The sequence below is a fragment of the Streptococcus sp. SCPM-O-B-15294 (M123) genome, from assembly GCF_058200455.1.
In genome coordinates this window covers 236403-250550 of record NZ_JBYQGU010000001.1, presented here as the reverse complement: position 1 = coordinate 250550, position 14148 = coordinate 236403, and the positions used below count along the sequence as shown (strand labels likewise).

Below are 14148 nucleotides of genomic sequence, written 5' to 3'. Positions count from 1 at the left end.
CTCTCCCATAAATCACCCTCTCCTCCTTCCTTAAAATTTAAGAAATTCCACTGAATCCTCTTTAATTTTTGGTCCAATTTTATTATAATATAGATAGTAGATTTTCCCTGTATGAGTAACTAGCAGACCCTTTCACACACCTGGTAAAAACGTCTGCTACTCCCGAAAAAGATCTAAGAGGTAGGCATGAACACAAAGACCTTATACCGCCAAACATCCTTTCCCAATAGCGATTTCCCTTTTTCAATCAGACAGATTAGAACACAAAATGGCCAGCCAGATATCTTATTTCACTGGCACACCGATATTGAGATTATTTATGTCAATGAAGGGACTGCTCAGTTCCATATCGACTATGAATATTTTAATAGTCAGCCTGGTGATATTATTTTGATCCGCCCCAATGCCCTCCACTCCATCCACCCCATCCAGAGTTCTTCTCATACTATGGATGTCCTGCATTTTAATCTGGACCTGATTGGGATTACCCATAAAAATATCGCCACTCTAAAATATTTACAACCCCTCTACAATGGGGATTTTGAATTCGTCCGACGCATTCAAGCCCAATCACCTGGTTACGAAGAAATCAAACAGAGCCTCTTAACCTGTATGGCAAACGGAAGAGAACAAGGACCCTACTATGAACTCCGACTTAAATCCCAGCTCAATGAACTCCTCTATCTCCTCTTCTCTCACAACTATATCGTCGAGAAGAAGTTCTCAACGGACGCTTACCGGAGAGAAGAAAAAATCCGTTTGGTCCTCGATCATATTTCGAACCATTACCAAGAGGAGCTCATGATCGAGCATTTGGCAGAGCTGTGCCATTTTAGCCCGACCCACTTCATGAATTTCTTTAAGAAACAATTAGGACTCTCTTGTATGGAGTACATCATTCAATATCGACTGAAAAAAGCAGCCCATCTCCTCCAGCATTCCGATCAGGCAATCATTGATATCGCGAGCCAATCCGGCTTCAACAACCTCTCAAACTTTAATCGCCAGTTTAAGAAATACTATCAGGTTACTCCAAGCCAATACCGAAAAGCTTGTCTATAACCAATAGATCAAACAATAAAAGCACATAAAACACAAGTGAAGTTTGCGTTTTATGTGCTTTTAATTTTTTACAACAGAAGGTCTGATAAAGCCTAGCAACCTTCCTCTTTATCACTCAACATTCTATTCAAAGACCATTTCCCTGTCTTTTCATATTGTCCAATTAATTCTTGGGAAGTTTGAGTGATTTCTGAAGGAAAATGAAGGCTTTTTAATGTATTGACCGCATTCTTCGTTACTGCAGCTCCCTGCTTTATCTGATAATCAAAGACGATTTTCCCGTCAACATAGCGACTGTCAAAATGATAATTATCATTGACTGCACCAGATGCCGCAACTAGCTCAATATCATGGCTTGAAATCATATACAGGCAATTGTGTCTCGATAGCCAGCGGACAATCCCTAAGCCAGAGCCAATTCGCTCAATGGTATTGGTTCCCTTAAAGAGTTCATCAATAAAGAAATAATGAAAACCTGACTTTTCCAGACTCTCAATCATTCGGAGGATCGTTTTGCTCTCTGTAATAAAATAACTATCTCCAACCTCGATATCATCGCTGACATCCATAGAGGTCATGACATGTCCATAAGAAAGCTCCAAACTGTCACCATAAGCGAAGCCCAAGCCCTGCGCTAAAATACAGTTAATGGCTACCATTTTCAAATAAGTGGATTTTCCGGAGGCATTATCCCCACTAATCACCATATTTTTTTCAAAAGTGACGTCATTAGCAACCGGATCCGCTAGTAAAGGATGGTAGATCCCCTTTCCTTTAATCCCAGCTTCTTCCTTAAAATTGGGATGACAAACCAAATTACCATCACGCTTATGGCGTAGAAGGCTGATGGCTACTTCCAATTCCCCCAAAAGATTGATTGTTTCCTGAGCTTCTTTCTGATGAGTCCTCACTTGCTGATAGATATAGATTTGAGCAATCTGCGGAATTAAGAAAAGAAAATTAAGGTAAATCAGGATAATTTCCATCTCGGAGCTTCCTGTTGGACTTTGTAAGATACTGGAAATGACTTTCGTCTTCTTAAATGGTTGGATAGCCTGTTTGAGGGCTTCTTGTTTTGGTAGCGCTAGACGGCTCAACTTTTCCGCTGAAGCAAAGATGCGAACCAGGTAACTAACTTGATCCAAGCGCATTTTATTCGACCAATTCCGAATGCTCGAAAAAATGATATTAAACGTCACACTCGCTATCAAGACTGACATGGCTTGAATTTGAAAAAACGGAAGAAAGAAAAGAGAGAGGACTGGCAAACACGCTAAAAAAATATAGAGAGAAAGATAAATCCTCGAATCTTGCTTCCCTGGATTCGCCACAATACTTCTAGCCATATTGTGGTTCTTTTTTCCTAACTGGTTCATAACAACCTGAACCTTCAGACGAAGATCCGGATGATGTTCAAAGAAATCTTCTAACTCCTGCAAAGATGCATCTGGTTGAAAGTTTATCAAACGCATCTTCTGGTACAAGGCCTCTGCCCCAATACTAGACTGTGTATGGTTCAGCTGATCAAAGACTCTATGCATGTCTAAATCATGCCAAGTTTGACCATCTACTTGACTATCCGTTGGCTGGAATGTAGATGCCAAAAGCATCGTTTCCACTAAACTCTCTTCACTATCATTTTTTATAAAAAAAGGTTTCCCCTCCCAAGCCTTGGCTAAATTTTTTCTCAGACGAATCGTTGATATCCGATTTGTTAGAACCATAATGATAATCAGTCCAACAAATCCAATTGGTAACCACTCCAGTTTGTCCATTCCTTAATCCTCCCTTCCTATTGCCAATTCAGATTCACATGTTCCTTCACTTCCTGGTAGGCTGTATCAACACGCGCCTTTGTTTCATCATCCAATTGATCCCGGTACTTGCCGCCTTCAATCCAGTCCTCCAAGATATAGGTCTGGAAATGATAGAGTTCATAACCTTCAGGAGAATAACTGTCCTTTGGCGTCCGGTTGACCCAAGTAGGATGAGCTGTGGCCGTTTTGATCCGTGTCTTGCGCCCTACCTTCTCAATGGTGATATCCATCAGGACACCCCGTTCGGTCCATTGCGCATTGTCTATCCCTTCCATGGTTTCCATCCGCTGATTGGAAAGGAAATTCCCCATAGAATAAACAATCAATTTCTGTTGCCCATCCTTATCCACAATCTCAGCAGGCTGGACAACATGAGGATGACCACCCAAGACGATATCCGCCCCCCAAGAAATCATCTTATGGTATAGCTCCTTTTGTTCCTCTGATGGCTCTAACTCATATTCATTTCCCATCTGAGGCATGACAATGGTCATGTCCGCTTCCATCTCCGCTTTTTGGATTTCTTGACGCATCCGCTCCTCATTGAGGTCCGATAGACGGTTGTCATAGTCCTCTTGTTCTAGATTATATTCCATCCCATTAAACCCGTAGGAATAGGCCAAAATCGCAATCTTGATCCCATTTACCTCCTTGATCAGGATAGGGGCTTGATCCCGCGTCTCATGTGGGTAGACACCAACCGTTTGGATCCCCGCGTCTTCAAAAGCCTTGGCAGTCGAAAACAGCCCTTCCAAGCCAGAATCGAGGATATGGTTATGTCCCAGATCCATCACCTGATAGCCTGCCTCCTTAATCGAAGCAACTACCTCCCCAGGGGCATTGAAAATCGGATAGCCCGAAAGCCCATAATCCGGATTAATGGTCCCTTCAAAATCCCCCAAGACCAGATTCCCTTGCTTTAACCATTCCTGAGCATAGTGATAATTCTCAGAAAAATCATAGCTTCCATCTTCCTTGGCGGCGCTCATATAAATCAAGTCATGATAGAGTTGATCTCCATTTGCCATGATCCGAGCCGTATGCGGTAACTGATCTGGATGAATTTCTTCTTGCTTTTCAACGACTTCCGGCATTTCTAGCGCTGTAATGGGAAAACCATTCCATTTTTGAACCCACAAGACCAGATTTGCTGCCGCAAATACTGTAATCAGCAAACCATAGACAAACTGTTCGTTGGTCAGGCGAAAAGCGGTCACCTTTCCCAAGCCAATATCAAGCCAGTCGTTGAGCATCCTGAGGATATCTTTCCCAAGCTCGCTCCATCTCTTTAAGAGATCCTTCCAATTCTTCATCATCTTCTCTTCCTATTTCTCTTGCACTTCTCAAAGGCCTCTCCCTAGCATCTTGATGGTACCTTTTACATTCTCACACTTCTCTAATCATCTCAGGTTTATACAATGAGCCACTAAAACCACATCAAACCTAGTATTCATTGAAATGCTTTCCCTTCATTGTATCACAAATTTTAAGAAGAGAAAAAAGAGAGCAGGACAGAAGCGCCATTGTTTAGAACTGCTTCTTTGTTCTGCTCCTACACAGTTGATTGATCCATGTATATGATCGATCATCACTTCTTATCGTTTGATTTGGACAAGCTAATCGCAACCATGACAAGACTTAGGAAAAAGGCCGAAATCAACCCTTTTGTCGTCCGATTCATAAAAGGTTGATGGAATACAAAATGATTATAGGCAGTAAATCCTAATCCAATCAGAGTTACCATAGCCGAAAGTGAAAAAATTGTTAACCACAAATTTCTATTTTTCATCATAAACTCCGTTTTTCGATCTACTAGAAAGGCCCTCTTATTTCAAAGCCTTTAACAAATAACCATAACCTTCTTGCTCCATTTCCTCTTTTGGAATAAAGCGCAGAGAGGCTGAATTGATACAATAGCGTAGGCCACCTTGGTCTTTTGGTCCATCGGTGAAGACATGTCCTAGATGGGCATTGCCTGAGCGGGAACGAACTTCGATCCGCTCCATTCCGTGGCTATGATCCTGATAATAGTGGACGACATCTTTGGCAATGGGACGGGAGAAACTTGGCCATCCACAGCCAGACGCAAACTTATCCTTGGCAAAGAAGAGAGGCTCCCCAGTCGTAATATCCACATAGATGCCCTCTTCAAAGGTCTGATCATAGACATTGTGGAACGGGCGTTCCGTCGCACTCTCCTGAGTGACTTGGTACTGCTCTGCTGTCAGTTTCGCCTTTAAGGTTTCTTGATCCGGCTTCTGGTAGGCTGCTGGATCAATCAAGGGCTGCTCAGCATCCGTCACATCGATATGGCAATACCCCCCAGGATTCTTCTTGAGATAGTCTTGGTGGTAGTCCTCAGCCAAGATATAGTGACGCAAGGGCTCTAGCTCCACCGCGATCTTGTGCCCCAGTTGCTCTTCTTGCTCCGCAAACAGGTGGGCGATCACCTGACGATCCGCCTCGTCTAGGTAATAGACACCTGTCCGATATTGGCGGCCTCGATCATTTCCCTGCTTGTTAACGGACAAGAGATCGATCACCCGGAAATAGTAGAGCAGAATTGCGCGTAAAGTAATCTTGTCTGGATCGTAGATAACTTGTACAGTCTCTGCATGATCCGTTTCCTTGATTAGTTGGTAATTGGTCGTTTCTACCTGGCCATTGGCATAGCCCACCGTCGTCTTTTCTACACCGAGGATCCGAGAAAAATACTCCTCTAAGCCCCAAAAACAGCCACCTGCTAGATAAATCTCTGCCATCTTTTTTCCTCGCTTCCTGCATTCCCTAAGAGGAACGCTTAACATCTATTAGCTCCATCATAATCCAAGAGCCTCAGATTTTCAAGGATTCTGCATCAAAAATCCCTTCTACTATACTAGTAAAAGGGATAAAGGCACTCCCACTTATTTTTCAAATAAGAAAAAGAGCGAATAACCAAGATTTCGTAGAGACACTAAAAACTGATGGAAAAAATCATGCATGAGAGACATGTCCCACACCTCCTTTGAATATCTGTGGATAAACACAAAGCTAGCATCAACTACAAAACCACCGTCGGTCCGTAGACCTGTAACTGAGGCTTCACAACCTCGTAATGCCAGTGATCATAAGCTCGCCAAGATTGAAAGGTTTCTTCATTTAAACGCAACCCGCTCAGACCAATCAATAAACTAGCGGTCTGATAAAACTTCTCCAACTCGATCAACAGGTGATTGTCTATCCTTTGAGCCTTCAATAAAACTTTCAACATCTGATCTAGATTTTCTTTAAATCGAAAGGCATCATGACTGGCTTTGCATTCCCTAGAAAAGGCTGTTTGGAGAGTTTCGATCTTCGTCCTCGCCTCTTGAATCACATCCCTTTCTCCCATCGAAATCACCTTCCTTTTCACCTCCATTGTACACCTTTTTCTCTCTATAAAAATGGAAAATCTCTAAAACTAGGAACAGAATGTTGTCTCTGGATAAGAAACCATAAAAACTTCCCCAAGTTTCCACTCGAGGAAGTTCTTTTCAAAAAATTAGTCAATGTAGTGCAGTTTCCCACGGAAATCTTCCAGGCTTTGGTAGCCTTTTTCTTCCATGATGGCTTTGAGTTCCGCAGTGATGCGTTCAAAAGCCCCCACTCCTTCTTTATGAAGCGTGGTTCCGATTTGTACCATACTCGCGCCACAAAGGATATGTTCAAAGGCATCACGACCAGTCAAGACGCCTCCTGTCCCCACAATCTGAATTTCTGGATTCAACCGTTGGTAAAAAGCATGGACATTAGCCAGAGCAGTTGGTTTGATGTATTCGCCACCAATCCCACCAAAGCCGTTCTTCGGACGGATCACAACGGATTCATCCTCGATGTAAAGGCCATTTCCGATTGAGTTGACGCAATTAACAAACTTGAGCGGGTATTTGTTAAAGATCGCTGCTGCTTGATCAAAATGAACGATATCAAAATAAGGTGGCAACTTGATCCCAAGAGGTTTGGTAAAGTAGGCAAAGACCTCTGACAGGATTCGGTCCGTCGTCTCAAAATCATAAGCGATCTGGGGTTTTCCTGGGACATTGGGGCAGGAAAGGTTCAATTCAGTCAAACCTTTAAAATCACTTTCTTGCACCTTTTTCAAGATGGTATGGGTCTCCTCAGGAGACATGCCGACAAGAGATAGGAAGAAAGTCCGGTCGGGATCCGTTTCTTGCAACTCCAATAGGTAATTCAAATAATAGTCCAAGCCTTGGTTAGGTAGCCCCATCGAATTGATTGAGCCAAGTGGCACATCTTGGTAGCGTGGCTCTGGATTTCCAGAACGGAACTCCAAGGTGGCTGTCTTGGTCACAAAGGTCCCAGCAGCCGAATTCTTCACTTCTTCTAATTCCTCAGTGGTCATACAGGCCACACCTGCCGCATTCATCAGGCAGTTATCAAATTCAAAACCAGCAATTTGCGTCTTTGTCGATACCATCTTCTTCTCCTTGAAATGAATTCTTACAGCCATTATAGCACGAAAAGGAGGATTCATGACTAGAAAACCAGAAAAGAGCAAGAAACGTACGGAAATAGAAAAAATCACCTTAAACGTTATCCTTTTATTTTCTATATAGAGGGGAAAAATCAGACATTTTTCCAATCCTATCGTCCTTTCACATCCATTTTTTCCCACTTCATAGGCAGTTGTGAAAATTTTCAGAAAATTCAACTTTTTTCTTTACAAGTCAAAAAAAGTCTGCTATAATTATCGACGTAATAAAACATGACATTGCTCTCAGCAGTGCCTCCATATACCAGTAAGTTCGCTAACCTGCTGGAATTCGTTTCAATGAAAAAAGGAGAAACATGATGACAACTGCAAAAGAATATATCCAAAGCACTTTCGAAACCGTAAAAGCTCGCAACGGCCATGAAGCGGAATTCCTTCAAGCTGTTGAAGAGTTCCTTAGCACTTTGGAACCTGTATTTGAAAAACATCCAGAATACATCGAAGAAAACATCTTGGCACGTATCACTGAGCCTGAGCGCGTGATTAGCTTCCGTGTTCCTTGGGTTGACCGTGACGGAAAAGTTCAAGTTAACCGTGGTTACCGTGTTCAATTCAACTCTGCTGTCGGTCCTTACAAAGGCGGACTTCGTTTCCACCCAACAGTTAACCAAGGGATTTTGAAATTCCTCGGCTTCGAACAAATCTTTAAAAACGTTTTGACTGGCCTTCCAATCGGTGGAGGTAAAGGTGGATCTGACTTCGATCCTAAAGGAAAAACAGACGCTGAAGTAATGCGTTTCTGCCAAAGCTTCATGACTGAATTGCAAAAACACATCGGTCCTTCTCTTGATGTCCCAGCTGGTGATATCGGGGTTGGTGGACGTGAGATTGGTTACCTTTACGGACAATACAAACGCCTTCGCCAATTTGATGCTGGTGTCTTGACTGGTAAACCTCTTGGTTTCGGTGGTAGCTTGATCCGTCCAGAAGCAACTGGTTACGGTTTGGTATACTACACTGAAGAAATGCTCAAAGCCAACGGCGACAGCTTTGCTGGTAAGAAAGTCGTGATCTCAGGTTCTGGTAACGTTGCTCAATACGCTCTTCAAAAAGCAACTGAACTTGGTGCAACTGTTATCTCTGTATCTGACTCAAACGGTTACGTGATCGACGAAAACGGCATTGACTTCGACCTTCTTACAGACGTCAAAGAAAAACGTCGTGCTCGTTTGACTGAGTATGCTGCTGAAAAACCAACTGCTACTTACTACGAAGGATCTGTATGGACTTACGCTGGTAACTATGATATCGCTCTTCCATGTGCAACTCAAAACGAGATCAACGGTGAAGCAGCGAAACGCTTGGTTGCTCAAGGGGTAAAAGTTGTTTCTGAAGGAGCCAACATGCCTAGCGACCTTGATGCGATCAAAGTCTACAAAGAAAACGGCATCCTTTACGGACCTGCTAAAGCTGCCAATGCTGGTGGGGTTGCTGTATCTGCTCTTGAAATGAGCCAAAACAGCCTCCGTCTTTCATGGACACGTGAAGAAGTGGATGGACGTTTGAAAGACATCATGACCAACATCTTCAACACTGCTAAAACAACTGCAGAAACCTACGGTCTTGGTAAAGATTACCTTGCGGGTGCCAATATCGCAGCCTTTGAAAATGTCGCAAATGCGATGATTGCCCAAGGTCTTGTTTAATTTGATTCTTTTGCCACACCTCTGAAGCCCTTGGTTTCGGAGGTGTTATTCTTGATAAAAAAAGAAGATTGGAAAAACCAAATCTTCTTTTATTTTATAAATCATCCAAGGCATCTTTAACCTTATCAAAGAAGCCTTTTTTCTTTGGGTTGACCTTGATATCACCAGCTTCCGCAAATGCACGAAGGGCTTCTTTTTGCTTGTCATTTAGACCTATTGGTGTCACCACATTAACAGATACATATTGATCTCCTACTGAGCCACCACGCAAGCTTGGTGCTCCTTTACCGCGGAGACGGAATTTCTTACCGGTTTGGGTCCCTTCAGGGATGACCAAATCAACATCGCCGTGAACCGTTGGAACATGGACCGTATCCCCAAGAGCAGCCTGAACAACGTTCAAGTTCAATTTATAGTAAATGGTTGATCCATCACGCTCAAATTTGTCGCTCGGCTCAACATTGACCACCACATAGAGATCTCCGTACGGCCCTCCATTAAAGCCAGCTTCTCCTTGACCAGAGAGGCGGATTTGTTGACCTGTTTCAACCCCAGCAGGGATTTTCACATTGACACTGTGCGCTTGTTTCTCGTGACCAGTCCCATGACAGGTTGTACAAGGATCTTTAATTTCTTTACCGCGTCCATGACAGACATCGCAGGTGATTTGACGACGCATCATCCCAAGTGGGGTTTGCGTATCCACATTGATAACCCCAGAACCATGACAGCGTCCACAAGTTACTGGACTTGTTCCTGGCTTAGCACCAGTCCCATCACATGTCCGACAGCTGGCTTCCCGATGGTACTTGACTTCCTTCTCAGTTCCAAAGATGGCTTCTTCAAACTTGAGATTGACGCGGTACTGAAGATCATCTCCCTGACGTGGAGCATTTGGATTGCGGCTTGCACCACCACCAAAGAAGCTAGAGAAGATATCTTCAAAGCCACCAAATCCAGCACCATCAAAACCACCAAAACCACCTGCTCCGCCACCGAAGCCGCCGAAACTACCATTGGCCCCTGCAGCACCGTATTGGTCATAAGCTGCCCGTTTTTGTTCGTCGCTCAAAGTCTCATAAGCTTCTTGAACTTCCTTGTACTTTTCCTCAGCACCAGGCTCCTTGTTGATATCTGGGTGATATTTTTTAGATAATTTCCGATAGGCTTTCTTAATCTCATCCTGAGACGCATTCTTTGAAACGCCCAAACGGTCATAAAATTCAGTATTGTTCATACAAGATACTAAGAGCGAACAGAAAGCGACTGAAATTTAGGAAACCGACAAGAAATCCTGATTTCTTAGGAGGTTTATCTAATTTCCAAGCTTTCCGCTCGAGTTCAATTCCCCGAACGCTCTTTGTTCCTTTCTATAATTTTCATGTAATCTTTAGAGGATGTTTTCTATACTTTGCTTCACTTGTTCAAATTCTTGGTTTGATAGAGTAAATATCAAATCCTCTTCAGCGTACTCGTTCTGTTCTTTAAAATAGTTATCCGTATTCTCTGCCAACCCTAAACTTAGAATCACTTTCCTTGCAAACTCTTGATGAGCAAAACCGATAGCCGTAATGATCTGTTTATCTTGCACAAGAACTTTCGGTTGGAAATTTTCACGTGGAAGAAATTCAAAATAGTCAAAGAAGTTTTGCCAAATGCCACCTGTAAATTTCGTATCCTTCAACAAGCCTGCTTTCGCCAATAAAAGAGGCGCTGAAGAAATGGCTGCAATGAGGATATCTTGCTTACCAAGGTCTCTCAAGAACGAAATCAATTTCTCATCGCGTAGAGCAGGACCTATATTCACCATTCCTGGCAAAATCACACAAGAATACTCTTCTAGGTTTATTTGATCCAGTGTTTTCGTCGGTTGACAGGGCAAACCATCCTCAGAGACCACTATCGAATGATCTGAAGCGACATAATCAATCGTGACGTCAAAAGACAGAGCTAAAGTACTCGTTAAAGCGGTTATTTCATAAAGAGAAAAATTAGGATAAATGATACAAAGTACTTTTTTCATACGCAACATCCTCTATTTTACCGAAAAACAGAGGCTGGGTTGCAACCTCTGGATTTCCAATCTGTATTAACTAAGCCATTTAAAACTGAAACAAGAATCTCATTTTTTATGTTTTAATTTATACTTTCTTTTTACTTCATTATAGCTAGCAATCGCAATCATAATAATATCTTCACTATTACAATCCTCCGATCTCACTTGTCGTGTTATAGAATTGTCGTCATCTCCCGAATTTTCATCTATACCTTCTAAAGATGTTGGTAATAAAGTATCTCTATGAAATTTTACGATTGTCACTTCATTATCTTTACTATAATGGATTTCTAAAAATTTATTACCGATAATATCATCAAAATAATAAAGCGCTGTTTGTTCTTTATTATTTTTACGATATATTTCCAAACCGTTTTTTTCAAGGTTTGCAATTAATTCATCAACCTTCATAAAATTCTCCTGACTTGTAGTTACTTCTCAGTAAACTCTCCGTCTACGACGTCATCGCCTGCGTTTCCTGTTGCTTGTGCGCCTTCTGCTCCTGCTTGAGCTTGTTGCGCTGCTGCAGCTTGTTCGTAGAGTTTAACAGCAAGTCCTTGAGCTTTTTCGTTCAAGGCTTCAAGTTTTGCTTTCATTTCTTCCAAGTTGTTGTCTTCTTGGGCTTTCTTAAGATCGTCAAGAGCGGCTTGTGCAGCATCACGTTCTGCATCGAAGCCTTTGCCTTCAGTTTCCTTGATTGTCTTTTCAGTCGCAAAGATAGCTTGGTCTACTTCGTTACGAAGGTCTACTTCTTCCTTACGTTTCTTATCTGCTTCAGCGTTTGCTTCTGCATCTTTCATCATGCGGTCGATTTCTTCGTCTGTCAAACCTGAGTTAGATTGGATCACAATAGTTTGTTCTTTTTGAGTTCCAAGGTCTTTGGCTTTAACAGATACGATACCGTTCTTGTCGATGTCAAATGTTACTTCGATTTGTGGGATACCACGAGGTGCAGCTGGGATATCTGTCAATTGGAAGCGTCCAAGAGTCTTGTTATCTGCTGCCATTGGGCGTTCCCCTTGAAGAACGTGGATATCAACGGCTGGTTGGTTGTCTGCTGCAGTTGAGAAGACTTGTGATTTAGAAGTTGGAATTGTAGTGTTGCGATCGATAAGTTTTGTAAAGACTCCACCCATTGTTTCGATACCAAGTGACAATGGTGTTACGTCAAGAAGGACAACGTCTTTCACATCACCAGTGATGACACCACCTTGGATGGCAGCTCCCATAGCCACTACTTCATCAGGGTTCACTGATTTGTTTGGTTCTTTACCAGTTTCAGCTTTAACAGCTTCAACAACCGCAGGGATACGAGTTGAACCACCGACAAGGATGACTTCGTCGATTTCTGACAAGCTCAAACCTGCATCTGAAAGGGCTTGACGAACTGGAACTTTTGTACGTTCTACAAGGTCGCGAGTCAAATCATCGAATTTAGCACGAGTCAAGGTCATTTCCAAGTGAAGAGGTCCAGCCTCACCAGCAGTGATGAACGGCAAGCTGATTTGTGTTGAAGTCACACCAGAAAGGTCTTTCTTCGCTTTTTCAGCTGCGTCTTTCAAACGTTGAAGAGCCATCTTGTCAGCTGACAAGTCAATGCCATTTTCTTTCTTGAATTCTGCAACCAAGTGGTCGATGATTTTTTGGTCAAAGTCGTCACCACCGAGTTTGTTATCCCCTGCAGTTGCCAATACATCAAAGACACCATCACCCAATTCAAGGATAGATACGTCGAATGTACCACCACCAAGGTCGAATACCAAGATTTTTTCTTCTTTGTCAGTCTTATCCAAACCGTAAGCAAGAGCTGCTGCAGTTGGTTCGTTGACGATACGTTCTACTTCAAGGCCAGCGATTTTACCAGCGTCTTTAGTTGCTTGACGTTGAGCATCGTTAAAGTAAGCTGGAACTGTGATAACAGCCTTGGTTACTTTTTCACCAAGGTATTCTTCAGCATAACCTTTCAAGTATTGAAGAATCATAGCTGAGATTTCTTGTGGAGTGTATTCTTTCCCGTTAGCAGAAACTTTTTCAGAAGTTCCCATCTTAGATTTGATAGAGATAACTGTATCTGGGTTTGTTACTGCTTGACGTTTTGCAGCGTCACCAACGATGATTTCACCGTTTTTGAAAGAAACTACAGATGGAGTTGTACGGTTTCCTTCTGGGTTTGCGATGATTTTGCTTTCAGTTCCTTCAAGAACTGCTACTGCTGAGTTTGTTGTACCTAAGTCAATACCGATAATTTTAGACATATGTTTTTCTCCTTGTTGATTTTTTCTTCTTTTTTGATATTTCCCTTAAGTGGTGGGGACGTGAGCAACTCCCTTCGGGATTTCATCACTTATTTTTGAGCCTACTGTCTCAAAAATCCCCTGTTTCAGTAGCACAAGCTACTGAAACCTTCACCACGGCGGGAAATATCTTCCTTGCAAGCCTCCGGCTTGCATCTTATCTTTCTTTCATAGTTTAGTGTCGTTTCGGACAAGGTAGCCTAGTTGTAGACAACTACCATAGCCGGTCTTAGGATACGGTCATGGAGTTTGTAGCCTTTTTGGAAGACTTGTGCGATGGTGTCTGCTGGATGTTCGTCATCCGCTGGGAGGGTTTGGATGGCCATGTGGTAGTTATGGTCAAATTCTCCGTCCGCTGGAATTTCTTCAATTCCTTCTTCTTTCAGAGCATGAATCAAGCTTTCTTGTACCATTTCCAAGCCCTTCTTCACATCATCCGTCAACCCTTCAACGGCAAGGGCACGTTCGAGGTTGTCCAGTGATGGTAAGATCGCTTTTGCCAAATCTTGGCTACGGTATTTTTGTAATTGTTGACGTTCTTCGTTAGCACGGCGCTGAATGTTTTGCATCTCTGCATGAGCACGAAGGTATTTGTTTTCAAATTCTTCGGCACGCGCTTGTGCTTCTTCTAATTCAGAAGGTTGCTTGCTTTCCTCTACAACTTCTTCAGTTGGTTGGGCAACTTCCTCTTCTTTCACGTCTTCTTTTTTGATATCTTCTGTCAAGGCATACACCCCTT

General features: G+C 42.6%; 13 protein-coding genes. 2 read left to right on the top strand and 11 right to left on the bottom strand.

From position 1 onward, the window contains the following. The first annotated feature begins 186 nt into the window (after positions 1–186). Positions 187–1062 carry an AraC family transcriptional regulator gene (locus AC3E8G_RS01095; protein WP_125329169.1) on the top strand — a complete coding sequence of 292 codons (876 nt, stop codon included), beginning with the start codon at positions 187–189 and terminating at the stop codon, positions 1060–1062. A gap of 92 nt (positions 1063–1154) precedes the next feature. Here the strand turns inward: AC3E8G_RS01095 and AC3E8G_RS01090 are convergent, their stop codons facing one another. The 6 genes from AC3E8G_RS01090 to AC3E8G_RS01065 form a co-directional block, all read right to left on the bottom strand. Further along, entirely contained in the window at positions 1155–2837 is a 1683-nt protein-coding gene (locus AC3E8G_RS01090) for a MutS-related protein (protein WP_125334885.1), read from the bottom strand. 17 nt (positions 2838–2854) lie between these two features. Continuing rightward, on the bottom strand, positions 2855–4132 hold the full coding sequence (locus AC3E8G_RS01085; RefSeq protein WP_229100000.1) for a CapA family protein: 1278 nt from the start codon (positions 4130–4132) through the stop codon (positions 2855–2857). Between the two features lie 335 nt (positions 4133–4467). Then, on the bottom strand, positions 4468–4668 hold the full coding sequence (locus AC3E8G_RS01080; RefSeq protein ID WP_373689711.1) for a hypothetical protein: 201 nt from the start codon (positions 4666–4668) through the stop codon (positions 4468–4470). A gap of 37 nt (positions 4669–4705) precedes the next feature. Further along, positions 4706–5641, bottom strand: a complete 936-nt coding sequence (gene msrB / locus AC3E8G_RS01075; RefSeq protein ID WP_125334890.1) for a peptide-methionine (R)-S-oxide reductase MsrB — start codon at positions 5639–5641, stop codon at positions 4706–4708. Positions 5642–5922: 281 nt separating this feature from the next. Then, on the bottom strand, positions 5923–6279 hold the full coding sequence (locus AC3E8G_RS01070) for a helicase BlpT (protein ID WP_125334892.1): 357 nt from the start codon (positions 6277–6279) through the stop codon (positions 5923–5925). Positions 6280–6402: 123 nt separating this feature from the next. After that, a complete protein-coding gene (locus tag AC3E8G_RS01065) occupies positions 6403–7338 on the bottom strand; it encodes a dihydroorotate oxidase (RefSeq protein ID WP_061564332.1) in 936 nt (311 codons plus the stop codon). Positions 7339–7712: 374 nt separating this feature from the next. Here AC3E8G_RS01065 and gdhA point away from each other — a divergent pair, with 374 nt between their 5' ends. After that, complete coding sequence (gdhA, locus tag AC3E8G_RS01060; RefSeq protein WP_048789780.1) at positions 7713–9059, top strand: NADP-specific glutamate dehydrogenase; 1347 nt, start codon at positions 7713–7715, stop codon at positions 9057–9059. Positions 9060–9153: 94 nt separating this feature from the next. Here the strand turns inward: gdhA and dnaJ are convergent, their stop codons facing one another. The 5 genes from dnaJ to grpE form a co-directional block, all read right to left on the bottom strand. Continuing rightward, a complete protein-coding gene (gene dnaJ, locus AC3E8G_RS01055; protein ID WP_414285553.1) occupies positions 9154–10296 on the bottom strand; it encodes a molecular chaperone DnaJ in 1143 nt (380 codons plus the stop codon). Positions 10297–10449: 153 nt separating this feature from the next. Further along, the gene (locus tag AC3E8G_RS01050) at positions 10450–11082 is read right to left on the bottom strand and encodes a DJ-1/PfpI family protein (RefSeq protein ID WP_154857357.1); all 633 of its coding nucleotides are present in this window, start codon (positions 11080–11082) and stop codon (positions 10450–10452) included. A 99-nt stretch (positions 11083–11181) separates the two neighbouring features. Next, positions 11182–11526, bottom strand: coding sequence for a hypothetical protein (locus AC3E8G_RS01045; RefSeq protein ID WP_154857355.1), 345 nt, complete (start codon positions 11524–11526; stop codon positions 11182–11184). Between the two features lie 20 nt (positions 11527–11546). Further along, positions 11547–13370: a molecular chaperone DnaK gene (gene dnaK, locus AC3E8G_RS01040; protein WP_009732219.1), complete on the bottom strand. Its 1824-nt coding sequence runs from the start codon at positions 13368–13370 to the stop codon at positions 11547–11549. 239 nt (positions 13371–13609) lie between these two features. After that, the gene (gene grpE / locus AC3E8G_RS01035) at positions 13610–14134 is read right to left on the bottom strand and encodes a nucleotide exchange factor GrpE (protein ID WP_490676811.1); all 525 of its coding nucleotides are present in this window, start codon (positions 14132–14134) and stop codon (positions 13610–13612) included. Positions 14135–14148: the final 14 nt, after the last annotated feature.